Origin of the sequence: Agrobacterium sp. ICMP 6402, from assembly GCF_009498615.1 — a bacterium.
GTDB lineage: Bacteria > Pseudomonadota > Alphaproteobacteria > Rhizobiales > Rhizobiaceae > Agrobacterium > Agrobacterium burrii.
This window is the reverse complement of record NZ_QSNV01000005.1, coordinates 324,694-349,434: the sequence shown is the minus strand read 5'-3', so window position 1 is coordinate 349,434 and position 24,741 is coordinate 324,694. Positions and strand designations below refer to the sequence as shown.

19 protein-coding genes are annotated in these 24,741 nt (G+C 58.1%); 13 read left to right on the top strand and 6 right to left on the bottom strand.

Annotated features, from left to right (window positions below):
- Positions 1-278 precede the first annotated feature (278 nt).
- The 4 genes from DXT96_RS16545 to DXT96_RS16530 all read left to right on the top strand — a co-directional run bounded on the left by DXT96_RS16545 (position 279) and on the right by DXT96_RS16530 (position 6,563).
- On the top strand, positions 279-2,996 hold the full coding sequence (locus tag DXT96_RS16545) for an ABC transporter ATP-binding protein (protein ID WP_153515568.1): 2,718 nt from the start codon (positions 279-281) through the stop codon (positions 2,994-2,996).
- Between the two features lie 43 nt (positions 2,997-3,039).
- A complete protein-coding gene (locus DXT96_RS16540; protein ID WP_149900577.1) occupies positions 3,040-3,495 on the top strand; it encodes a cyclic nucleotide-binding domain-containing protein in 456 nt (151 codons plus the stop codon).
- A 189-nt stretch (positions 3,496-3,684) separates the two neighbouring features.
- A complete protein-coding gene (locus tag DXT96_RS16535) occupies positions 3,685-4,545 on the top strand; it encodes an MBL fold metallo-hydrolase (RefSeq protein ID WP_153515567.1) in 861 nt (286 codons plus the stop codon).
- Positions 4,546-4,868: 323 nt separating this feature from the next.
- Positions 4,869-6,563 (top strand): adenylate/guanylate cyclase domain-containing protein, encoded by a 1,695-nt coding sequence (locus DXT96_RS16530; protein ID WP_153515566.1) that lies wholly within the window; start codon positions 4,869-4,871, stop codon positions 6,561-6,563.
- A gap of 34 nt (positions 6,564-6,597) precedes the next feature.
- Here DXT96_RS16530 and DXT96_RS16525 read toward each other — a convergent pair whose 3' ends face one another.
- Together DXT96_RS16525 and DXT96_RS16520 are read right to left on the bottom strand one after the other, a co-directional pair.
- Positions 6,598-7,080 carry a class I SAM-dependent methyltransferase gene (locus tag DXT96_RS16525; RefSeq protein WP_153515565.1) on the bottom strand — a complete coding sequence of 161 codons (483 nt, stop codon included), beginning with the start codon at positions 7,078-7,080 and terminating at the stop codon, positions 6,598-6,600.
- Between the two features lie 12 nt (positions 7,081-7,092).
- On the bottom strand, positions 7,093-8,433 hold the full coding sequence (locus DXT96_RS16520; protein WP_153515564.1) for a nucleotide sugar dehydrogenase: 1,341 nt from the start codon (positions 8,431-8,433) through the stop codon (positions 7,093-7,095).
- Between the two features lie 127 nt (positions 8,434-8,560).
- On the opposite strand from DXT96_RS16520, the gene DXT96_RS16515 reads away from it, so the two are divergent.
- Both DXT96_RS16515 and DXT96_RS16510 read left to right on the top strand, forming a co-directional pair.
- Positions 8,561-9,658, top strand: a complete 1,098-nt coding sequence (locus tag DXT96_RS16515) for a glycosyltransferase family 4 protein (protein WP_153515563.1) — start codon at positions 8,561-8,563, stop codon at positions 9,656-9,658.
- Positions 9,655-10,398, top strand: coding sequence for a polysaccharide deacetylase family protein (locus DXT96_RS16510; protein WP_153515562.1), 744 nt, complete (start codon positions 9,655-9,657; stop codon positions 10,396-10,398). Before DXT96_RS16515 ends, DXT96_RS16510 begins: the two co-directional genes overlap by 4 nt.
- On the opposite strand, the gene DXT96_RS16505 is transcribed toward DXT96_RS16510, so the two are convergent.
- Positions 10,390-11,349, bottom strand: coding sequence for a glycosyltransferase family 32 protein (locus tag DXT96_RS16505; protein ID WP_174374223.1), 960 nt, complete (start codon positions 11,347-11,349; stop codon positions 10,390-10,392). The two genes, DXT96_RS16510 and DXT96_RS16505, sit on opposite strands and share 9 nt — an antisense overlap.
- A gap of 211 nt (positions 11,350-11,560) precedes the next feature.
- Here DXT96_RS16505 and DXT96_RS16500 point away from each other — a divergent pair, with 211 nt between their 5' ends.
- From DXT96_RS16500 to DXT96_RS16470, 7 genes are all read left to right on the top strand, one after another.
- The gene (locus tag DXT96_RS16500) at positions 11,561-13,453 is read left to right on the top strand and encodes an ABC transporter ATP-binding protein (protein WP_153515561.1); all 1,893 of its coding nucleotides are present in this window, start codon (positions 11,561-11,563) and stop codon (positions 13,451-13,453) included.
- Positions 13,450-15,351, top strand: a complete 1,902-nt coding sequence (locus DXT96_RS16495) for an ABC transporter substrate-binding protein (RefSeq protein WP_153515560.1) — start codon at positions 13,450-13,452, stop codon at positions 15,349-15,351. The genes DXT96_RS16500 and DXT96_RS16495 overlap by 4 nt, the downstream gene beginning before the upstream one ends.
- A 1-nt stretch (position 15,352) precedes the next feature.
- Positions 15,353-16,351, top strand: a complete 999-nt coding sequence (locus DXT96_RS16490; RefSeq protein WP_149900569.1) for an ABC transporter permease — start codon at positions 15,353-15,355, stop codon at positions 16,349-16,351.
- On the top strand, positions 16,348-17,523 hold the full coding sequence (locus DXT96_RS16485; RefSeq protein WP_153515559.1) for an ABC transporter permease: 1,176 nt from the start codon (positions 16,348-16,350) through the stop codon (positions 17,521-17,523). The genes DXT96_RS16490 and DXT96_RS16485 overlap by 4 nt, the downstream gene beginning before the upstream one ends.
- Positions 17,524-17,595: 72 nt before the next feature.
- Positions 17,596-18,804 (top strand): glycosyltransferase family protein, encoded by a 1,209-nt coding sequence (locus DXT96_RS16480; protein WP_149900567.1) that lies wholly within the window; start codon positions 17,596-17,598, stop codon positions 18,802-18,804.
- 43 nt (positions 18,805-18,847) lie between these two features.
- Positions 18,848-20,095 carry a glycosyltransferase gene (locus DXT96_RS16475; protein WP_371418896.1) on the top strand — a complete coding sequence of 416 codons (1,248 nt, stop codon included), beginning with the start codon at positions 18,848-18,850 and terminating at the stop codon, positions 20,093-20,095.
- Positions 20,092-21,243, top strand: coding sequence for a glycosyltransferase family protein (locus tag DXT96_RS16470; protein WP_153515558.1), 1,152 nt, complete (start codon positions 20,092-20,094; stop codon positions 21,241-21,243). Before DXT96_RS16475 ends, DXT96_RS16470 begins: the two co-directional genes overlap by 4 nt.
- On the opposite strand, the gene DXT96_RS16465 is transcribed toward DXT96_RS16470, so the two are convergent.
- The 3 genes from DXT96_RS16465 to DXT96_RS16455 form a co-directional block, all read right to left on the bottom strand.
- Complete coding sequence (locus DXT96_RS16465) at positions 21,209-21,949, bottom strand: copper homeostasis protein CutC (protein WP_153515557.1); 741 nt, start codon at positions 21,947-21,949, stop codon at positions 21,209-21,211. The two genes, DXT96_RS16470 and DXT96_RS16465, sit on opposite strands and share 35 nt — an antisense overlap.
- Positions 21,950-22,028: 79 nt before the next feature.
- Positions 22,029-23,234 carry an MFS transporter gene (locus tag DXT96_RS16460; protein ID WP_149900564.1) on the bottom strand — a complete coding sequence of 402 codons (1,206 nt, stop codon included), beginning with the start codon at positions 23,232-23,234 and terminating at the stop codon, positions 22,029-22,031.
- A gap of 62 nt (positions 23,235-23,296) precedes the next feature.
- Entirely contained in the window at positions 23,297-24,730 is a 1,434-nt protein-coding gene (locus tag DXT96_RS16455) for a M81 family metallopeptidase (RefSeq protein WP_153515556.1), read from the bottom strand.
- Positions 24,731-24,741: the final 11 nt, after the last annotated feature.

Here is a 24,741-nt window from a genome sequence, read left to right as displayed (position 1 = left end):
AACGCCTGTCCTACTCTACAAACAATAACATTAGAGAATTCTAAAAATACTGTCGCATTTACATCGATTGCGACAAAGCGGTTGCAAAAACAATCTTTCAGTGTGGCGGTAAGCCTCGGTGCGAATGCTATTTTGCTCGAAACCGCTTGAATATACTGATAAATAGCGAGTCACGTACCTATTTGCAGGAGGAGCTTGCGCTACCCGGCCACCGGATCGTTTAGACACCGCGCAAACCAACACCCCGGGCTTACCCCGACAGGTCATAGAAGTTTTATATGGAACAAAGCCTTACGCGTTACATCTGGTCGCACACGAGGCGGCAGCAGCTTTTCATTCTGCTGATTGTGGCCCTGTCCATGATCCCCTACTTCCTCGCCTTCGATCTGCCCAAACAGATCGTCAACGGGCCTATTCAGGGAGATGGCTTCGAAGGGGCGAACGCGACCCAGCTTTTCATGCATCTCACGGTCGATATTCCCTATTGGGGCACCGTGACATTGTTCCCCGGGCTCGAACTCAACCGCATGTCAATGTTGATGGCGCTCAGCCTCACATTCCTTGCGCTTGTCGTCATCAACGGGCTTTTCAAATATTACATCAATACCTTCAAGGGCCGCCTTGGCGAACGGCTTCTCCGGCGTATCCGCTTTGAGCTCATCGACAGGATCCTGCGGTTTCCGCCCACCCACTTCAAGCGGGTCAAGGGTGCTGAAATCTCCAGTATGGTGAAGGACGAAGTCGAGCCGCTGGGTGGCTTTACCGGCGACGCCTTCGTGCAGCCGGCGCTTCTCGGCGGTCAGGCGCTCTCCGCGCTCTTCTTCATCCTCGTGCAGAATTTCTGGCTGGGTCTGATCGCTGCTTTCATGGCCGCCATTCAGGTCGGCATCATCCCCAAGATGCGCCGCCGCCTCATTGAACTCGGTCGCCAGCGGCAGTTGAGCGCCCGCCAGCTAGCCGGGCGTATCGGTGAAATGGTCGATGGCATCGGGACCATCCACGCCTATGATACCTCCAATTTCGAGCGCGCCGACGCCTCGCACCGGCTCGGCGACATCTTCAAGATCCGTTACGATCTCTACCAGTGGAAGTTTCTGGTCAAATTCATCAATAACTTCCTCGCACAGCTCACGCCGTTCTTCTTTTATGCGCTCGGCGGATATCTCACCCTCAAGGGCAGCCTCGATGTCGGCCAGCTGGTCGCCGTCATCAACGCCTATAAGGAACTGCCCGGACCGCTGAAGGAACTGATCGACTGGGATCAGGCCCGCCAGGACGTGCAGGTGAAATACGAGCAGGTCTTCGAACAGTTCAATGCACCGAACATGATCGAAGAAACCGTACAGAAACTGTCGCCGGGAGCCGTCGCAGCCATCACCGCACCGATCGTCATCACCAATCTGACGCTGGAAGACGATAGCGGCAGCAGACTTCTGGAGCAGGCGTCGCTGAAAATCGAGCCGGGTGAAGTCATCGCCATCGTCGGCGGCGCGGGAGGCGAAGCGCTTGCGGATGCGATCGGTCGTACACTCTGGCCGGCCTCCGGCAAGATCAGCATCAATGATGTCGACATACTGGAACTGCCAGAATCACTGACGGGACGTCGTATCTCCTATGTCTCTTCGGACAGCTATTTTTTCCACGCCAGCCTGATGGACAACCTGCTCTACGGCCTGAAACACGCCCCGCTCGCAGACAAAAACTACGAGGGTGCGGCTCTGGAACACCGCAAGTGGGAAATCCGCGAAGCCAAGATGGCGGGCAATCCGTTGATCGACATCAACAGCGAATGGATCGACTACGCTTCCAGCCCGGCCGGGGACGGTAAGCCGGAAAATCTCATTCGGGCAATCCTGGCCGTCCTCGACAGCGTGGAACTGTCGCAGGATATTCTGGAATTTGCGCTGCGCTCGTCGATCGACCCTCTGACCGACCTGCATCTTGCCGCCCGCATCGTGGAACTGCGGCATGTCCTGCGTGCAGAACTGGAAAAAGAGAACCTGAGCGGCCTCATCGCACCCTTCGAGCTTGAGAGCTACAACAGCGAGGCGACGGTCGGCGAAAACCTGCTGTTCGGCACCATGCGGGACTCTTCCCAGACGATCCGGACCATCATCGAAAGCGATTATTTCCGCTCGCTGATGCGCGAGACCGGTCTTGTCAAAACCCTGTTTGAAATGGGTTACACGATTGCCGAAAACATCGTCGAAATCTTCGCCGACCTGCCGGGAGACCACCCCTTCTTCCAGCAGCTGACATTCATGACGCCCGATGACATTCCGGTCTATCAGCAGATGCTGCAGCGCCTGCAGGGCCGCGGTTTCGATGATGCCAATGAGAGCGAAAAACGCGCAATGCTGCGGCTGAGCTTCTTCTACGTCGAGCCGCGCCAGCGTTTCGGCCTGTTGTCGCCGGAAATCATGAACCGGATCGTCGAGGTCCGGCACATGTTCCATGAAAAGCTGCCCGACAGCCTGAAGAACATCATCGAAATCTACGATCCGACGAAATATATGAGCGCCACCAGCCTGCTGGATAATATTCTCTTCGGCAAGGTCAGCCATCGTTATACCGATGCCTCCCGGCGCATCACCCGCATCGTCGCCGATGTCATGCGCAAGCAGGGCGTCTACGAGCGTGTTCTGGCCGTGGGTCTGGATTTCAACCTCGGTGCCGGCGGCAAGCGGCTTGGCCCGCTCCAGCGCCAGAAGCTCAATCTTGCCCGCGCGCTGATCCGTAAATCTGATTATTACGTCTTTAATCGCCCCCTTCCCGGCCTTGATCCGCGACAGCAGGAGGAAATTGTCGAACGGGTCATCACACTCCTGAAACAGAACAACAATAACCCGTCAATCATATGGGTTCTGTCGAATGCAACGCTTTCGCGCATGTTCGGCCGGGTCATATTCGTCCATCAGGGACTGGTCACCGCCGACGGAAGTTACGAGACTCTGGCGCAGGAAAACGGTACATTCAAGGATATGGTCGCAACATAAATCCAAGAACGTGGCCGAGGTGGAACAAGAATAGGGTAAGGCAATGCTCTTCAAAGAAGAAATTCAAATGCTGAAACGCGTCCCGTTTTTTTCGGAAATGGAACCGTCGAAGCTCAAACTACTCGCTTTTGCGTCGGATCGGGTATCCTATCATACAGGTGACGTGCTGTTTCGGCAGGGGGATGTCGGCGATGCGGCCTATGTGGTTCTGACCGGCAAAGTGGATGTTCTGGTCGATTCCCCGTCAGGCACATTGAAGGTGGCGGAAATGACCGGCAATGCCATCGTCGGTGAAATCGCCATCCTCTGTGACAGCGTCAGAACCGCGACCGTGCGCGCCTCCACCAATGTGGAAGCCCTGCGGATCGGCAAGGAACAATTCTTCAAGCTCATGTCCGATTTCCCGGATATTACCATAAAAGTCATGCGCGTTCTTGCCGAACGCCTCACCCAGACGACGACGGAACTCAGCAAGGCGCGCGCAAGCGCCAGAACATGAGCGGCAATTCCTTGCTACCCCGACGGGCGATATTAGAAAAATAAATGTCGCACCATTGCAATATAAATGAAATGCTGACTGAATAAGAGGTAAGGGCATCCGCTAAAAAAGGCGGATATAAGAATCTATAGAGACAACGGGCTTCATGGGAGGAAAGCGTGCAAGATTCCGTTGTTATTGGGGTGTGTCATGGCGTTCGATTCCGACACAGCAAGTCGGGAAAGTAATAGAAATTTTCGGGTAAAGATCTGGGGTGCGCGGGGAACGCTTCCTGTTTCAGGTGAAAACTTCCGAAAATATGGCGGTAATACCATCTGCATCGAGGTACGATGCGGAGACCACGTTCTTTTGTTCGATGCGGGGTCGGGGCTTCATCCCGCCGGTCTGGCATTGCGGGCGGAAGGCATTACCGACGTCGATCTGTTCTTCTCGCACTGTCATTACGATCACATTGTCGGCTTCCCCTATTTCAAGCCGTTTTACAACAGTTGCAACGACGTCGCTATTTGGTCTGGTCATCTCGCCGGCATCATGACAACGCGGGAAATGCTCAAGGATTTCATGAGCCCACCCTGGTTCCCCGTGCCGCTGGAGGTTTGCTGCGCAAAAATGGTGACGCGGGACTTCATGCCCGGCGACACGCTCAACCCGCGCACCGACCTTTCAATCAGAACCGGAATGCTCAATCATCCCGGTAATGCCATCGGGTACAGGCTGGACTGGGAAGGAAAGTCCCTCGCCATCATCACCGATACCGAGCATGAGCCGGGCAGCATCGACGAAACCGTGCTCGATCTGATCAGGGATGTGGATCTTTTCCTCTACGACGCCATGTTCACCGATGAGGAAATGGGCCTTTATCGCGGTTATGGCCATTCCTCCTGGCAACAGGCTATTCGCCTCGCCAAGCTGGCTGGCGCAAAAAATGTCGGTTTCATCCACCATGCCCCAAGCCGCAGCGACGAGGAACTGGACAGCATCGAGAAACAGGCAAAAGCCCAGTTCGACGGCGCATTCGCGGCCATGGACGGCCAGATCATCGAACTCTGATCGCGGTCACCGCAACCTCTTGGTCACGGCGAAGGTTTGGGGTGCTTGGCAACGCCCCCAAGTCGCGATTGCAATCGTACGTCCAGAAAATTTCCAGCAAAAATGCGCAGCGGCTTTACCTGCGGAAAATGCGTAAGAACAAAGGGCGAGAGCTCACCGAACGATTCCTTTTAAACAGGACGCGCGTCAGCGACATTCGAACACGCACAATTGACCGTCGCCAGCCTTTTGCTCCACGATATTGCCACGAGATTCCCTGCACTAAGAGCGTCACGGCTTACTAGTGATGATTCTGCGCTGAGCGACCACACGATGGGATTTGCATGATCCGTTTCTTTTCGGAAACCAACTTAAGACAGGCCCGGATTTTATCCGGTCTCATCATATTTGCTTTTGTATTTTCCCATCTTTTCAATCACTCCCTTGCACTCATCTCGATCGACACCGCCGAACGGGCGCGAAAATGGTTCAGCCTGATCTGGCTCAATCCCGTCAGCAGCCTGCTTTTTTATGGTTCGGTTCTGGTGCATGTCTGTCTTGTCCTGCGCTCGCTTTATCTGCGCAGAACATTGCGCATGCCGTTGCGCGAAGCGCTTCAGGTCATTTTCGGCCTGTCGATCCCGTTTCTGATCATCGGCCACGCCGTCAATATCCGCGTGTCGCATATGATTTATGGCATCGATGTCGGCTACTACTCGGTCATCCGCAGGCTGTGGATCAACAACCCGATACAGGGCGCGTGGCAAAGCCTCGCCTTGATCGTGATCTGGGTGCATGGATGCATCGGCCTGTATTTCTGGCTGCGTTACCGCGACTGGTATCCGCGTATAGCCGGGCTATTCATGACGGTGGCGGTGATGCTGCCGCTTCTTGCGCTGCTGGGCTTCAGCGATGCCGGCCGATGGCTGGCGGAGATCGACGAAAAATATGCGCTTCCTCCGGGACTCGTCGACAATACCGTTCAAAAAGACGAGCTACCGCTGCAACGGGAAATGGAGACGCAGATCAGGTTCATCACCGGAACGGTGGAAACGTCGTTTATCGGCGCGGTGATGCTGGTTTTTGTCCTGCGCGGCGTGCGCAGCTGGCGGCAACGCTTGACGGCCATCGAAATCCGCTACGAACATGGCGCGCAGGCGCGTGTGCCTGCCGGGCTGAGCATTCTGGAGGCCAGCCGGCTTGCCGGCATACCGCATTATTCCGTCTGCGGTGGCAAAGGGCGCTGCTCAACCTGTCGGGTCAAGGTTCTGGACAGCAAAGGTCCGCTTCCGCCGCCCGGAGACATCGAGCAGACCACATTGCGGCGCATCCATGCCGATTCCGATGTGCGGCTCGGCTGTCAGCTACGCCCCACGAGCGATCTTGGTATCGCGCTCCTCGTTTCGCCGCCCCAGCAGAGCGATCTGCCGGTCGATACGCAGCTGGCCCGCCCCGGCCGGGAAGAGGAAATCGCCATCCTCTTTTGCGATCTGCGCAACTTCACCACGCTTTCCGAGGCGAAGCTGCCCTATGATGTCGTCTTCCTCCTGAACCGTTATTTCACCATCGTCGGCCAGGCTGTCGAGCACGCAGGCGGCCATCTCGACAAGTTCATTGGCGATGGCGCCATGGCCCTGTTCGGACTCGGAGAAAATGAGGAACATGCCTGCCGCAACGCGATGAAGGCAGCGGCCACCATATTGCGTGATATCGCAATCTTAAACGAGGGGCTGGAAAAACAGTTCGCCGTCCGTCTGGAAGTCGTGGTCGGCATTCACGCCGGCCCAAGCATCGTCGGTGTCATGGGATATGGCGCCGCAAAAACCCTGACGGCTATCGGCGATACCGTCAATGTGGCAAGCCGGCTCGAATCCAAGGCCAAGGAAGTCGGCGCGGCCATCGTTGTTTCCGAACCGGCTCTTATTCAGGCAGGGCAGGATATCGCCGACCTTCGCAGCGAACAGATCTCCATTCGCGGACGGAACTCGCAGATGAAAGTTTTCCTCCTCTCGAAGGAAGAGAGTGAACGTTATCTATAGAAGGCCGAGGCGCTTGCTGTTTACCTGCGCAGGTTCAAATCTTGCGATAGAGAAAATAGCGGTCCGTCGGCACGCTTTTCGGCACCGGCAGCGGATTTAGCAGGGGATGATCCAGCGGCAGACCGCTGACGGCGACGCCGCCTTTCGCCAGCACGCCCGCGGCAAGATCCGGCAACCACGTCAATGTAACCGCGTCCTTTTCCGGATAGCCCGTGCCGATATCGGCATGCACCATCGCCGCATCTGCACCGATGAAGGCGGGCGCGGTCTCCGAGATTTCACCAATAACAAGATCCTCCGCCGCCGGAACGGAGGAGGCATGAGCTCCCATGGCCCTGTCGAAGGCGATGATACGACGGTTGGGAAACAGTTCCCGCAGGTGATTGAAAGTGCGTCCGTTTCCGAGACCGATTTCCATCAGCGCACCCTCTTCCGGCAGATCGAGATCGGCCGCGAGGTGGTTGAGAATATCCCGCTGCGCGGTCAACCGGCGAATAAAACTGTCCAGTCTGCTCATGGTCCGTCCGTATCAGGCCTTGATGATGTGTTTTGCGGCAATATCTCGCCGCGCAAAGACATTTCGCGTATCGATGATCAGCGGCGCCCATTCACTGAGCGCGGTATAATCAACATTGTCATGGTCGGTCGCCACGAGAACGGCATCGAAAGCGCCGATCGTCTGCCTGTCCCACGGCACCGATTTCATACCCATCAGGTGGCTGTATTCGCGGGTTTTCGGAATTTCCGCCACATGCGGATCATAATAGGCCGCTTCGCCACCACGCTCCTGAATAAGCTCGATGAGTTTCAGCGAGGGGCTTTCGCGAATATCGGGCACATTTTTCTTGTAGGCGAGGCCGACGACAAGAACCTTCGAACGGCTGAGCGCCTTTCCGGAATGAATGTCGAGCGCTTCCGCAACCCGCCCGACAACGTGGCGCGGCATGCCGGTGTTGATTTCCCCGGCAAGTTCGATGAACCGCGTCGGCAATTCATATTCGCGTGATTTCCAGGTGAGGTAGAATGGATCAATCGGTATGCAGTGGCCGCCGAGACCCGGACCGGGATAAAACGGCATGAAACCGAAAGGCTTGGTTTTCGCCGCGTCGATCACTTCCCATATGTCGATGCCCATCGCCTCGTAAACGACCTTGAGTTCGTTGACGAGCGCGATATTGACGGCGCGGAAGACGTTTTCGGTGATTTTCACCGCCTCGGCCGTGGCGTTTGTCGAAACGGGCACGATCTTTTTGACCACCGATCCATAAAATGCGGCCATCAGTTTTCCGGCCGCTTCGCCATCCCCGGCAACGACCTTCGGAATGGTCGAAGTCTCGAAATCGCGATTGCCGGGATCTTCCCGCTCGGGCGAAAAGCCGATGAAGAAATCGACACCGGAGACCAGCCCGCCGCTCTCCATAATGGTCTTCACCACCCCGTCAGTCGTGCCCGGATAGGTGGTCGATTCCAGCACAACAAGCTGCCCCTTGCGCAGATAAGTGGTGATCTCCCGACAGGTCTTTTCGACATAGGATAAGTCCGGCTCGCGATATTTCGTCAGCGGCGTCGGCACACAAATGGCGATCACGTCACATTCGGCCAGTCGGGCGAAATCGGCGGTGGCGACGAAGCCGTCATTCTGCCGCACACTCGCCAGCACCTCATCAGACACCGCCTCGATATAGCTGCGGCCCGCATCGATCGCGGTAATTTTACCGGGGTCGATATCGAATCCGACGACCTTGAACCCGGCCTTGGCCACCGTCATGGCCAGTGGCAGGCCGACATAGCCGAGGCCGATCACACCCGCCTTGGCGGTTTTGTTTTCGATGCTGGAAAGCAGGGTCTGGGAGACATCAGGAGAAGTCAAAGCGTGTCACGCTCCGCGCATGTGCAAAAGATGCCTTTCAGTTGGGCAAGAATGGCCGGGCTGTCAAGGCTCGGCCCTTTCAAATTCCGGTTGACGCCGATGCGGCGGCCAACGCACAACCTTCGGCATGAAGATCGCCTTTTATTCGCCGCTCAAATCACCCAACCATCCCGTTCCCTCTGGAGACCGGTTGATGGCCCGTCTGCTGATGCAGGCAATGACGATGGGCGGCCACGCGGTCTTCGTTGCTTCCGAACTGCGCAGCTTTTTGAAACAGGCGGATGACCCGGCACGAACCTCGCTCGTCGATGCGGCCGATCGCGAGATCGAAGCCATCGCTCAGCGCTGGCGACGGGAAGGCCCCCCGGACCTCTGGTTTTGTTATCATCCGTATTACAAAGCCCCGGATTTACTCGGACCGGAACTCGCCAGACGGTTCGATATTCCCTACGTCACCGCCGAAGCCTCCTATTCGCCAAAGCGCAATGGAATGGGTTGGCAGGCGATACAGGATGAATTACTGGCCGCGTTGAATGCAGCCGCCGTGAATATCTGCTTCACGGCGCGGGATCGCGAAGGGCTTTTGCGCGCTTCCCCCACTCTGCACTGGAAAATGTTGCCGCCCTTTATCGATGTCGGGACTTTTCTTGAAACTGCCCCACACCCAACGCCGGCAAGGCTCATCACCGTCGCCATGATGCGCTCGGGCGACAAGCTGACCAGCTATCGCGCCCTTTCAGAAGCACTCGCTTTGTTGCCGCAGGACCTCGACTGGACGCTGGATATCATTGGTGACGGGCCGGAACGCTCGGCTGTACAGACCATGTTCAGCGCATTTCCCGACAACCGTCTTGTCTGGCACGGCGAAAAAACCGCAACCGAGATCACAGCACTTCTTTCAAAAGCATCCCTCTACGTCTGGCCCGGCCATGGCGAAGCCTATGGTCTTGCCTATCTGGAGGCACAGGCCGCCGGCCTGCCCGTGGTGGCCGAAAAAGTGGCCGGTGTTCCCGAAGTGGTAAAATCCGGCACCACCGGATTACTGACACCGGAAAATGATACAGCCGCCTATGCCGACGCGATCAAAAGCCTGCTCGGCAATGACAGGCAGCGCGAAAAACTGGCAAAAGCGGCCCGCCAGTTCGTCGTCAATGAACGATCTCTGGAAAACGCCGCAACAGAGCTGAATAATATCCTGCTGCAAGCAAAGGCGCGAAGATCATGAGTGTGGAAAAACTCGTTGCAGCACTGGACGAATGCGGCCGGCGCGGCATGACCGCCGATCTATGGCTCCGGGACGACGACGCCGTGGAGCCGACACCCGCGCTTGATACGCTGCTTGATCTCTGCCGCAGCTTTGCCGTTCCGATCACCCTCGCGGTCATTCCCGAGATGACGACGAACAGGCTCGCGCAATATCTGGATGCGTCAGATATTGCCCATGTGGCCGTGCATGGCTGGTCACACACGAATTATGCCGGAAACAGCGAAAAGAAACAGGAACTCGGCGCTCACCGGGAGCTTTCCCTCGTTCTCGACGAATTGCAATCCGGACTGGATAAGCTCCATGACCTGCATGGCAGCCGTCTCGTGCCGATGCTCGTGCCGCCATGGAACCGCGTGGATGCCAGCATCGTGAAAGAGTTGGCAGGCATCGGCTATCGCGCCCTGTCCGTTTTCGGCCCGGAGAAAAACACCCTGCCGCCGCGTCTGAATACCCATGTCGACGTAATCGACTGGCACGGCAGCCGGGGCGGCCGCGATGACGACATCCTTTTCGCCGAAACCGCCACACGAATTCTGAAGACCGCCGAAGACGGCGGCACGACCGGCATCCTCACCCATCATCTCGTGCATGATGAGAATGTCTGGCGGTTTCTGCGGCGGCTTTTCGAGGTGACCTCGAACCATCCTGCCGGCCGCTGGCGCTCCTCGGCGAATATCGTCAACGAAATCTCACCATGACTTCCAGGCGATCAGCAAACCATCCTTGTCGCCGAGTTGCTGCCGGAGCGCTTCGACCGCCGCAAACGGCGTGCGATCGGCAAGCGACGCCGCAACAAATGCCGCCGGCGCGAGGCTGATGCTTCCCGCCCGGGCGATGACGGTAAAGATCAGCGGTCCGGTGGACCACCAGGCGGGTGCACGCGGCATTTCTTCGAGAATACCGGGAAACACCTCCAGCATCCTGCGAAAGACCGGATGTCCAGCCGGAGCGGCAATAAAGGAATTGGCAAGCAGCATGCTGCCCTGACCCGTATCACGCGGCGTCTTTTCATCGAACGCCGTCAATCCGGCCAAGGGCAGGAAAGCGTCGAAACTCACATCGTCCCGCGCCGGATACCAGTCACAATCGAGATAGATGCCGCCAAAACGCTCCAGCACGATATAACGGGCCACATCCACCGCGCCCGGATAATCACCCTGCTCCAGCATGGTTTTAAAGACAGCGTCTGCAAACACGCCTTCCCGCTCAAGATCAACCTCCCGCCAGAGACGATAGTCGTATCCATGTCTTGCAGCATGGGCGGCCCAGGCTTTCACCGATACCGGCAGCGCTCTTTCGCCGATCCATATCTGGTGAATGATCCTCGGCACATCCTCCCTGCTTTTGAGATTGATCGTGTGGCGCTCTTCCGGCGAAAACTGTGCATATTTTGCCAGAACCTGCGGCGGCGGCACGAGCGTATATTGGTAACCGATTTTGGCAACCATATCGCCTTCGGCCTTGGCGAGACGCAGCCGCGCTGCATGCAGCCGGCGCGGCAGACCGAGCACCGTCTGCTCGCCCATCATGTAACCGTCTTTTGCTGCAACCAAAGATAGGAGAAGCGCCTGGGCTTCCGCATATTGGCCGTCATTTTGCAACTGTCGGGCTTTCTCCAGCTGCGCGTCATAATATTTCTTGTCGGACATGGATCCTCATCCAGAAACGCTCGTTAACATATCGCTAAACACGAGCCATGAGGCAAGCCGTAGCGTTTAGGAAGCCGGCTTTGAATTCGTTAAACAATTCGATGTTTCAGAAGCATAGACAGACAACAAACCCTGCGATAACGTACCTTTAAGCCCTCCTGAGCAAATTGTCACAAGGCAACGATAAAGAGACGGCAAGGAACCCTTTGGCATGAGCGCAGGCGCAGATTTGCTCCGTATTGAAAACCTGCGGGTCTCGTTTTCTCTTATGGGCGGCACGATTGATGCCGTCAGGGGCGCCAGCCTTCGCATTCTTCCCGGAAAAGTCACCGCACTTGTAGGCGAATCCGGCTCGGGAAAATCCGTCATCGGCCAGACGATTATGGGCATCCATCCCAAGACGGCGCGGGTGAACGGCCGCGTGCTTTTCACCGATCCTGAAAATGCCGCAGCCGGTCCTGTCGATCTGCTGCAACTGCCGAAAGACGGCCGGGAAATCCGCTCCATACGCGGCAATCGCGTCGGGCTGATTTTTCAGGAACCCATGACCTCCTTTTCGCCGCTACACACTGTCGGCAATCAGATCGACGAGGCGCTGCGCATCCACAGCATCCTGTCGCCGGCTGAGCGCGCGGAAAAAATGCATGAGACGCTGGACCTCGTAGGGTTCCCCGACCCGAAAAAGGTCGTGAACATGTATCCCTTCGAGCTGTCAGGCGGTATGCGCCAGCGCGCCATGATCGCCATGGCGCTGATCTGTCGCCCGGCTCTTCTGATCGCCGACGAGCCGACAACGGCGCTTGATGTGACCATCCAGGCACAAATCCTTAAGCTGCTGCGCGATCTGCAGAGCCGGCTGAATATGAGCATGCTGCTCATCACCCACGATCTCGGCGTCGTCGCAAACATCGCCGACGAAGTTGCTGTGATCTATCAGGGCGAGATCATGGAGGCCGGAACTGTCGACGAGATCTTCAAGTCGCCACGCCACCCTTATCTCAAAGGCCTGATGAACGCCGTGCCGCATTTCGACATGAAGCCCGGTGAGAGGCTGAAGGCGCTGCGCGAAATCAAGGTCGATCATGAAAGCCTCGTCGGCAAGAAAAACGCCGCCGTGAATAAAACCCCCGGCCCGCTTCTGACCGTAGACAATATCAGCAAGACCTTCACCACCCGCAAGTCCAGCTGGTTCAGCAAAGGCGACGCCAACGCCACCAAGGCGGTCAATAGCGTCAGTTTTGAAATCCGCCGGGGCGAATGCCTCGGGCTGGTGGGCGAAAGCGGCAGCGGCAAAACCACCGTCAGCAAGATCCTCATGCGCGCCGTTCGTCCGGATGAAGGCTCCGTCACATTTCACCGTCCGCAGGGCAATATCGATGTGCTCAACGCCAAAGACGGCGACCTCAAAGAGTTGCGCTCGAAGATACAGATGGTCTTTCAGGATCCGATCTCCTCGCTGTCGCCACGCATGACGGTCGGCAATATCTTAAGCGAGCCGCTGGAAATCCATGGACGCGGCGACGCCAAATACCGTGCGGAAAAAGTCCGCAATCTCGTCAAGGCCATCGGCCTTGGAGAAAGCGCACTGAACCGTTATCCGCACAGTTTCTCCGGCGGGCAAAGGCAGCGTATCGGCATTGCCAGAGCCCTGGCGCTCGGCCCCGAACTGCTGATCTGCGACGAACCCGTTTCCGCGCTCGATGTCTCGGTTCAGGCGCAAATTCTCAACCTGCTCAAGGATTTGCAGAAAGACCTCGGGCTTACCTACCTCTTCATCTCGCACAATCTGGCGGTGGTTGACTATATGGCCGACCGCGTGGCCGTGATGTGTGAGGGCCGCATCGTTGAGCTGGCACCGCGGGAAATCATGATGCGCTCCCCCGTGCATCCGTACACGAAATCGCTGCTGGCGGCTGTGCCCTTTCCCGACCTCGACCGGCCGCTGGATTTCCGCACCATTGGCAAGATCAGCGCGACAGGCAAATTCGACTGGGGCAAACAGTTCCGTGATGAGGGTGATGGCGACATGATTTCCGCCGATCTGGGCGACGGCCATTTCGTTCTTGCAAACGGCAACGTCGACATCCGGGAGCTCCGCCCTTGATCACGCGCCGCACCACTCTCGCCCTGCTGGCCTCCGTCTTCCTGCCGGCCTATGCGCGTGCCGCCTATACCGACGCCGACTACTTCAAGGAAAAACGGGAAAAGGGCGAGTTGCCCGACGTGGCGGAACGCCTGCCGAAAAATCCGCGCGTCATCAATATGAAATCGCTCGGCCGCGAACCGGGAAAACATGGCGGCTCCGTTCGCATGCTGATCGGTGGTCAGCGCGATATCCGCCTGATGCCTATCAGCAATTATGCCCGTCTCGTCGGTTATGACGAAAAGTTCGAACTGCATCCGGACATTCTGGAAAGTTACGACGTCCAGGAAGAACGCATCTTCACCTTCAAGTTGCGCGAGGGCCACAAATGGTCCGATGGCAGCGATTTGACCTCCGAGGATTTCCGCTATTTCTGGGAGGATGTCGCCCTTAACAAGGAAATCCACAAGGGCGGTCCCCCGATCGAACTTCTGGTCAACAACAATCCGCCACTGATCGAAGTCATCGACCAACTGACGGTGCGCTACACCTGGGAAGGTCCGAACCCGGATTTTCTGGCGAAACTCGCGGCGGCCTCCCCGGCGCGGCTGTTCCTGCCCGCCGCCTATATGAAGCAGTTCCACATCAAATATCAGACCGCGGAAAATCTCGCCAAGCTTATCAAGAAGAACAAGGCGGACGACTGGAGCGGGCTGCATATCAAGATGTCGCGGCAGGTGCGCCCGGAAAACCCCGCTTTGCCGACGCTGGACGCGTGGCGCAACACGACCTCGCCGCCGGCCGAACAATTCGTGTTCGAGCGCAATCCCTATTACCACCGTGTCGATGAAAACGGCCTGCAGCTGCCTTATCTCGATCGCTTCCTGCTGAACGTTACCTCCTCCGACATCATCTCGGCCAAGACGGCGTCCGGCGACAGCGACCTGCAATATTTCGGCCTCGATTTCGCCGATTACACCTTCCTGAAGGATGCCGAAAAGCGTTTCCCCCTGAAGGTGAACCTCTACAAACGCTCGCAAGGATCGCGGGTTGCGCTTCTGCCGAACCTCAATTGCGCCGACCCGGCATGGCGGGGTTATTTCCAGGACGTGCGGGTGCGCCGCGCACTGTCCCTTGCGATCAACCGGCACGAAATCAACATGGTCTGCTTTTACGGGCTGGCGAAGGAAAGCTCCGACACCGTTTTGCCGGAAAGCCCACTTTACAGGCCGGAATTTGCAGAAGCCTGGAGCGCCTTCGACCGCGCAGCGGCCAACAGGCTGCTCGACGAGGTGGGTCTCGATAAACGCGACGATGCCGGCATCAGGCTCCTGCCCGATGGCCGTCCGGCCTATATCATTGTCGAAACAACCGGCGAAAGCACGCTCGAGACCGACGTGATGGAACTGGTGAGCGATTACTGGCGGCGCATCGGCATTGCGGTTTCAGTCCGCCCCACCCAGCGCGATGTCTTCCGCAAGCGTGCGATGGGCGGCGAAGTGCTGATGTCGGTATGGATGGGCATGGACAATGGCGTGCCCACATCGGATATGCTGCCTTCCGGCCTTGCGCCCACCGGCGACGACCAGCTGCAATGGCCGGTCTGGGGCATCCATTATCTTTCCGGCGGCCGCGAGGGCAAGGAGCCTGATCTGCCGGAGGCGGCACATCTGCTCGATCTCCTGAAAAAATGGCGCAAAAGCGTCGCCGAGGAAGAGCGAACCGCCATCTGGCTGGAAATGCTTGATATCTATACACAGCAGGTGTTTTCCATTGGCATCGTCAACGGCGCGCTTCAGCCTGTCGTCCATGTCAAGCGCATGCGAAACGTGCCCGAAAAGGCGCTTTTCGGTTATGAACCCACATCTTATCTCGGCGTCTACCTGCCGGATGCCTTCTGGTACGACGGGGACGCCTGATATGCTGCGATATATTATCAAGCGCATCCTCGTCATGATCCCCACGTTGATCCTGATCTCGATGCTGGTTTTCACCATTATCGAATTGCCGCCGGGTGATTATTTCGAAAGCTATGTCGCCGAACTGCGCGCCATGGGCGAGACGGCGAACCTTGCCGAAATCGAGGAGCTACGCGTCCGCTACGGCTTCGACCAGCCCGCACCAATCCGCTACTTCCGCTGGGCGACCGGCATGCTGGTCGGCGATTTCGGTTATTCCTTCGAATATCAGCTGCCCGTCAGCGATGTGGTCGGAGATCGCCTGTGGCTGACGGTTCTCGTGTCGTTCCTCACCATCATCGTCACCTGGATTCTCGCTTTTCCGATCGGCATCTACTCCGCCACACATAAATATAGCTGGGGCGACTATGGCCTGACCTTCCTCGGCCTGCTCGGCATCGCCATTCCCAACTTCATGCTGGCGCTCATCCTGATGTATTTCGCCAATATCTGGTTCGGTATCTCCATCGGCCATCTGATGGACCGCGAATATCTGAACCAGGCGATGAGCTGGGCGAAGTTCAAATCGATCCTCGAACATATCTGGATCCCCGTCCTCATCATCGGCACGGCGGGAACGGCCGGCATGATCCGCCGCCTGCGCGCCAACCTTTTGGACGAATTGCAGAAACAATACGTCGTGACTGCCCGTGCCAAGGGGCTTCACCCCTTCAAGGTGCTGATCAAATACCCGCTGCGCATGGCGCTGAATTTCTTCATCTCGGATATCGGCTCGATCCTACCCGCCATCATATCAGGCGCGGAAATCACCGCCGTCGTCCTGTCGCTCGAAACCACCGGTCCCATGCTCATCCGCGCGCTGCAAAGCCAGGATATGTATCTGGCCGGTTCGTTCCTGATGTTCCTCGCTTTCCTGACGGTGATCGGCGTTCTGGTGTCGGATATCGCCCTTGCCATACTCGACCCGAGAATCCGCTTTGGAGGTGGTAACGTCAAATGACTTCATCCATCCCGAAAGCAGGCGAAGCGCTGCCGCATTACGTCTCGACCGCGCCCTTCGATCCCTCCTTGATCGAACCGAACACATCCGGAATGGCCGCCTTCAGCAAGGCGTCGCAGCTGAAGCTCATGTGGTGGCAGTTTCGCCAGCACAAGATCGCCGTCTGGTCCGGCGCCTTTCTGGTGGTTCTTTATCTCTCGATCCTGATCAGCGAGTTCCTCGCGCCTTACAACCTCCATACCCGCAATATCGAGCATATCTACGCCCCGCCGCAGGCCATTCACCTCTTTGATAACGGAAAATTTGTCGGCCCCTTCGTGTACGGCCGGGAAATGACGCTCGACATGGACAATCTGAGGCGTGTTTATCGGGACGTGCCAACGGATGTTCAGCCGCTGCGTTTCTTCTGCAAGGGCGATACCTACCGTTTCTGGGGCATGTTTGAGGGCAGGACCCATTTTGTATGCCCCGCCGAAGACGGCGAAATGTTCCTGCTCGGCACCGATCGTCTCGGACGCGATGTGTTGTCGCGCATCATCTATGGCGCGCGCATCTCGCTCACTATCGGCCTTCTCGGCGTCGCCATGAGCTTCGTTCTCGGCATTGTGATCGGCGGTCTCGCTGGTTATCGCGGCGGCACCTTTGATCTCATCGTCCAGCGCATCATCGAGGTCCTGCAATCCATCCCGAGCATTCCGCTGTGGCTGGCGCTTGCGGCGATCATGCCGGTGACCTGGAGCCCGATCCTCGTCTATCTCGGCATCACCATCATTCTCGGCATGCTGGACTGGACGGGACTGGCGCGCGCCGTGCGTTCGAAATTGCTGGCGCTTCGCGAAGAAGACTATGTTTTGGCTGCACAATTGATGGGCGCGGGCACACCGCGCATCATTGGCAGGCACCTTATTCCCGGTTTCATGTCGCATCTCATCGCCTCGGCCACATTGACGATACCGGGCATGATTCTCGGTGAAACCGCATTGAGCTTCCTCGGTCTCGGCCTCAGACCACCGATCACAAGTTGGGGAATTCTGCTCACGGAGGCGCGCAGCGTCAGCGTCATTGCGCTATATCCGTGGCTTCTCATACCGACGATCCCGGTCGTTCTCGTCATTCTGGCCTTTAATTTCTTCGGCGACGGACTACGTGATGCTGCGGATCCCTTCAGATAAAATGGAACACCCTTTGATAAACTGTTCTTCCGCCATCGCCTTTTTTGTGAAAGGCAAAAAGAGGTGTGGCCCATGACCTCCCGTTTGAACGACGCGCGTATCCTCATGTACAGCCACGATTCCTTTGGCCTCGGCCATCTGCGGCGCTGTCGCACAATTGCGCATGCGCTGGTGGAGGATTATCGCGGCCTCAATGTTCTCATCATTTCGGGTGCGACCATTGCCGGTGCCTTCGATTATCGCGCCCGTGTCGATTTCGTGAAGATCCCGAGCGTCATCAAGCTGCGCAATGGCGAATATACCTCAATGGACAGGCATATCGATCTTCAGGAAACCCTGAAGATGCGCCGTTCCATCATCTATCATACCGCCGAAAGCTTTAAGCCGGATATCTTCATCGTCGACAAGGAACCCATGGGTCTTCGCGGCGAAGTGGAGGAAACCCTCGCTTATCTCAAGGGACAGGGAACCAAGCTCGTCATCGGCCTGCGTGACGTCATGGATGCGCCGCAACTGCTCGAAGCCGAGTGGAAGCGCAACAACGTCATGACCAAGATCGGCCAGTTTTATGACCACGTCTGGGTCTATGGCCCGCCGGATTTCCACGACCCGCTGACGGGGCTCGATGTTCCCGAAAACGTCCGTGACAAGATGGATTTCGTCGGCTTCCTGCAAAGGTCCAAAACGCAGGCCGAAACCGTGGCGCACCGCCCGGAAGGTGACTATCTCCTCATCACCACCGGCGGCGGCGGCGATGGCAGCGAATTGATCGACGATGTCATCAACGCTTACCGCCATGATCCTGAACTGACCCACAAGGCGCTGGTGGTGCTCGGCCCCTATATGCCGGCGGATCAGCGTCAGCGCTTCATGAGCAGCGTTGCCGATATTCCCCATATAGAGATCATCGAATTCGACAACCGCATGGAAGATCTCGTCGCCGGCGCCCAGGCCGTCGTGTCGATGGGCGGCTATAACACCGTCTGCGAGATCTTGTCCTTCGACAAGCCCGCCCTCGTCGTGCCGCGCACCGTGCCGCGGGAAGAGCAGCTGATCCGCGCCAGCCGCGCCTCGGAACTCGGCCTTTTCGACATGCTTTTGCCGGAAGATGCCGAAAATCCCGCAAAAATGGCGGAAGCTCTCAAAGCCCTGCCGAACCGCGCGCCACCCTCCGTCAATTCGCGAGAGCTGAAGCTCGACGGTCTGGAAAACATATCGAAACGGATCGCCGAATGGCTGCCGCCCGAGGGCGAAAAGGCGCCGATCACGCTCTCTGCGTGACCGGCTCCCCGACAACCACCGCTTCAAAAGAGACACGCGCAACGTGACCGATACAAAAAAAATCGTGGTGCTCCTCAAGGGCTATCCGCGCCTCTCCGAGACTTTCATCGCCCAGGAACTTCTGGGGCTTGAAAAGGCCGGGCTGAAACTCGAACTCATGTCCATGCGCCGGCCGACAGACAAAAAGCGCCACCCCGTTCATGATGAAATCCGCGCACCCGTCACCTACCTGCCGGAATATCTGCATGAGGAGCCGCTGCGCGTCCTGAAAGCGCTGTGGGCCTGCCGAAAAAAGCCGGGCTTCACCAGTGCGCTCCGCCGCTTCTTCAGTGATCTGCCCCATGATCTCAGCCGCAACCGCTTCCGCCGTTTTGGGCAGGCCGCTGTGCTGGCGCATGAATGGCCTGTGGATGCCGAGTGGCTGCATGTTCACTTCATTCACACGCCCGCCTCGGTCGCCGCCTATACCCATCTGATAACCGGAACGCCCTGGACGATTTCCGCCCACGCCAAGGATATCTGGACCTCGAACGATCGCGACCTTGCCGCCAAGCTGCAAAGCGCCCGCTGGGCCGTGACCTGCACCGCCGGTGGCTTTCAGCACCTGCAGACCCTTTCCGGGGCAAAGCGGAACGTGCATCTCAGCTATCACGGTCTCGATCTCACCCGCTTCCCGCATTTCGAAACATCGCGACCGGCACGAGATGGATCGGACGCAGATGATCCAGTCCGGATCCTAAGTGTCGGGCGGGCAGTCAAGAAAAAGGGCATCGACATTTTGCTGCGGGCGCTGGCTTCGCTTTCGCGAGATATCCATTGGCGTTTCACCCATATCGGTGGCGGAGACGAGCTTGCGGTACTGAGGAAACTCGCCGACGAGCTTGGCATCGCCGACAGGATCGTCTGGACCGGCGCCATGGACCAGAAGCAGGTGCTGGAAAACTACCGGGAAGCCGATCTCTTCGCACTTGCCTGCCGCATCACCAGCGATGGTGACCGCGACGGCCTTCCCAATGTGCTGGTCGAAGCCGCCAGCCAGGCGCTGACCTGCATTTCCACCAATATTTCAGGCATTCCAGAGTTTTTCATTTCTGGCGAAAACGGCTTGTTGACGGAGCCGGAAAATCCGACCGCCTTCGCAGACGCTCTGCGCAGCGCGATCACCGATCCGCAATTGCGCCAGCGTCTGGGCAGCGCCGCCGAGAACCGTGTGCGAACCGCCTTCGACCACCGCACCAGCATCGTGGAACTGAAGGCGCTGTTTGAGACCGAGTGGGAAAAAGCACCATGAGTGATCCGGAAAAGCGTCCTTCCGTCTTTTTTTATGTCCAGCATCTTCTGGGCATCGGCCATATCGCCCGCGCCAGCCGTATTGCCAACGCGCTTCAGGCGGATGGTTTCGATGTCGTTCTGGTCACAGGCGGCACACCGGTTCCGGGCTTTCCGGGCGAGGGAATTCGCCATGTCGAGCTACCACCGATCGCCGTCAGCGACGGCAACTTTTCCGGTCTCGTCGACAGTTCCGGCAAGCCGGTGGACGACGCCTTCAGACAGCTCAGAACCGATATGCTGATTGGTGCCTATCACGGTGCAAAACCCGATATCGTCATCATAGAAGCTTTCCCCTTCGGCCGCAGGCAGGTGCGGTTTGAATTGCTGCCGCTGCTGGACGAGATCGAGGACAGCGAACCGCGCCCGCTGGTCATGACATCGCTGCGCGATATTCTACAGGAAAAAACCAAGCCGGGCCGGGACGAAGAAACCGTGTCGCTGGTGAAAAAGCATTTCGATGCCGTGCTGGTGCATGGCGATCCGAATTTCGCCCGGCTGGAAGACACCTTCCCCCTTGCCGACGAGATCAGCCAGCGCATTTTCTATACCGGCCTTGTTGCCCCGCTTCCACCGCCGCAACCGGCGGAGAAATTCGATATCGTGGTATCCGCCGGCGGTGGCGCGGTCGGTGCAGCACTTGTCCGGGCCGCCCTTGAGGCCGCACCGCTGCTGGACGGCATCGGGAACTGGTGCCTCGTCACTGGCCCCAACATGCCCCAGGTGGATTTCGACGCGATTTCGGCTGAGGCGCCGCACAATGTCTCTGTCTTCCGTTTCCGCAAGGATTTCGCAAGCCTGCTCGCCGGCGCGCGGCTTTCGGTTTCACAGGCGGGTTACAACACCGTCTGCGATATTCTTCAAGCCAAATGCCGCTCGCTCCTCATCCCCTTTGCAGCCGGTGGCGAAACCGAACAGAGCGCCCGTGCCGAACGATTGGCACGGTTGGGGTTGGCGCAGGTTCTGGAGGAGAAAGATATCTCCGCGCAATCCATGGCCGATGCCATCACGGCGGCATTGGCCCTGCCGGCACCAGACACGATCAGCCTCGATCTCGATGGCGCGGACGGCACGGCTAGGGCTTTGCGCCGCCTTTATGATGAGGGGTAAGCATCGCCTTTAATTCGCGAACCGCCGCCTCATCTGTACCCTTGCGCCCATCGCCAGTGAAACCGAGCTTCGCCACCCGGCTTTCCGGATCATAGAAGGGAACGGCGGAACAGGATGCGTGGATTTCCGTAATCGGAAAGCGATCCAGCAATGCCTGCACGCTCTGCGGACGCACGCCGGCACCCGGCATGATGACGATCCGACCGGCTGCTCTCTCGGACAGACGCGCCAGCGCCTCTACCCCTTCAAGCGCCGAACGCGCGCCGCCGGAGGTCAGAATTCTCGGGAAGCCGAGAGCGATGGCCGCCTCCAGCGCTTCATCCATATCCGGAACGACATCGAAGGCGCGGTGCAGCGTCATATCCAGCCCGTCGGCGTGACGGCGCAATTCCTCGAGCAGAGCGATATCGAGCGAGCCATCGCCAAGCGATGCGCCAAGCACCAGGCCGGAAAGGCCTGCCGCGCGTGCCGCATCGATATCGCGTTTCATCACATCTGCTTCGTCGCGCGTGAACACGAAATCACCGGCGCGCGGCCTGATCATCACACTGACGGGCAATCCACAGGACGCTGCCCGTTGCATGAAGCCCGCAGACGGTGTCACGCCGCCGCCGGAGAGCGCGGCGCATAACTCGATCCGATCGGCCCCGCCCCGAACCGCCGCTTCCAGACCGGCCACATCGTCCACGCAAATCTCGAGAATCATCCTAACCTCTTTCATTTGAATGTGCCCTGTTTACGCACCGGAGCATCCGAAAACCGCTCACACTTTTCGGTCCGAGGCTCTACCTGCGGCGACCCGTCCCATCAAGCGTGTAGAGCATATAAACGCCGCCAAGACCGACGATCGCCCCCAATATGGAGGTGCCTGAATAGGTGGAGACCATTGTCCCAACGGCAAAAATCAGTGCACCCAGACCGGCACCGAGGAAGATATTGACCGCGATCAGCGAGCTTCCAAGCCCCGGCCGGTCCGCGATCAACTCCTGCAGATAGGTGATGGGGATGCTGATGATGGCAGCAGCCCCCAACGCGCTGATGAAAGTCTGCGCGTAGATATGCCAGGGTTCCGTCGCAAGCCCCTGCAGAATGAGGTAGACCGCATAAAGCACCGCTCCCGCCGCCAAGGTCAGCGTTTGCGGCACCTTCTTCTCGATCCAGCCCCACAAGAGAATGAAGACGATTTCGAGCGCAGCAACGATGCCCGCCACGATGCCGATATCCGCCACCGTGCCCTTCGCCTGGCCCGTGATGATGAGCGAACGTATCGAATCATTGAGATGCAGCATCGAGCAGATGAGCGCGATGGCGATGATCCGCAGCAAGACCCGCCGTGATCCGATTTCCGCAAGCGAGGCGCGCAGACCGAAACGCGCTTCCGTATTCACCACCGCCGGCGTGGCGGCCCGAGGCAGGCAGAAGGCCACGAGCAGAAAACAGACGAGTGCGCAAAGGCCGGAAAACAGGAAGGCTGTCAGCATATTGCCGGAACTGATGAGAAAAATGCCGACGATACCAGGCACCAGCACCCATGACAGCGAGATTGTCGCCCGCATGATCGAGTTCACGGCAATCATGTCGCCCGTCGAAAGATTGCGGGCATCGGCTCGCACATGCGCGAAGATCAGCGAGTTCATCGCCCCAAAAATCGGCAGGAGAATGAGCTTCGCGCTCACAAAGGCCGTCGCATTGCCGGCCAGATAAACCAGCATATAGCCGCTGACACCGAACAGCGCGATATAGAGCATGGGCTTGCGATATTCGCCCAGCCTGTCGGCCACAATCCCCATCAGAACGCTGGCGCTGACATTGATGATGGCAGCAAACAGCATCAGCAGGGAATAAACGGTGTTGCTGAGCCCTATTTCGCGAATACCGATGACCGCCTGATAAGGTGCGGTCGCCGCATTCGAAAATCCGAAAAACAGGATGGCGAGCGCCCCGATGCGGATCGACGGATTGTTGATGACGATGGAAAGAGCCGACGGCATGGATATTCGCCTGAGATGATCCGGCCCCGCCGGATCGCTGGATAAAAGCTACCGGACCGCTGTCATTGCCAGCGGGCCGAAAGAATGGGTTTCGGCATATAGTCGAAATGCGGCTTCCATGGGTAAAAATCGCCATCCCGGCGACGATTGGGAAGGTTTTCGATATCCTGATTGATAACCCCCTCCGTCAGCGCCATCAGGTTTGGATTGGCGATCGGCGCAAGCTCCGGCGAAAGATAACCCGACTTGACGACCAGCAGCTTCACCGCCTTCGGATCAAAGCCGAGACGGGTGAAATCGGAAATCATGTGATAGGGCCTGCGCCGCGCCGCCAGAATGACGGTGATACCACCGATGGCGACCACCGCCTGCCGCTGATCCGCAGCGCCGGAACCGTCCAATTTCAGGATCTTGGCTTCGACAGTGACCGACGGGCTTTGCGGATCGAGGCTGCCGCCAATCTTGAGGGAAAGAGCCGCCCCCTCGCCAGCAGCAAAGCAGGCTTCGACCGCCGGTCGGTCGGTTATGCCGCCTAAGAGAGCACCCTGCCAGTTACGCGCAATCAGTGCCGCCAGAACATCAGCACGATCGCCGACCCCGCCACCAGTTGGATTGTCGCCTGAGTCAGCGAGAATGATCGGGCCGGTAGCCGTCTTTTCCGCAATATCCAGAATGGCCTCAAGCGGCTCGGTCACAGGACCGAAACGAAAATTCTGCCGGGCGTCCCAGTAAGATTGCGCGATTTTGGCCGCAACGGCCTGTGCGGCCTCTCGGTCCGATCCCGTCACCACCGCGCAGGCCGTCGCCCGTGGCTCATCGGCCCAGACGTAACCAATCATGAAATTCGCGTCCCAAATGCCGGGCCGGGTGTCATAGCCCGGCAGAACCTCATAAAGGCTCTTGGCTGGCTCGTCTTCGGTGGACGTCTTTTCACCGGGCAGGAGAACGGGAATTTTCGCCCAAGCCACACCCGGCTTTTCACCCGTTTTCAGGGCCTTGAGCAACATCGTCCAAGCCCGCACCATCGTCTCGCGCACGTCGATATGCGGCGCGGTTCGGTAGCCGGCGAATATATCCAGCTGATCGATGATCGTCTGGCTCACATTGCCGTGCAGGTCGTAGCTCGCGGAAATGATCACATCCGGCCCGACGACAGCGCGGGCGCTGGAAATCCAGTCACCTTCCGCATCATCCATGCCTTCGACATTCATCGCGCCATGCATGGCGAGATAAAGCCCGTCCAGCGGTAGCGAGGCCTTCAGGCGGTCAAGGAATTCCGCTTTGAACGCCTCATAGGCCCCGCGCGATACGGGACCACCCGGCACCGCACGAGCATGCAGAAGCGGCAGTATCTGCGCTCCGCCTTCACCGAGGAAATTGAAATACTCGGCCTCCAGCAATTCCGCGCCGCGAAAGACGCGAAAATCCTGCTCACCCATCAGCACTGGCGAATAGGTGCTGCATTCTGTATGAATTCCACCAACGGCAATACGCATCTCGCCCTCCC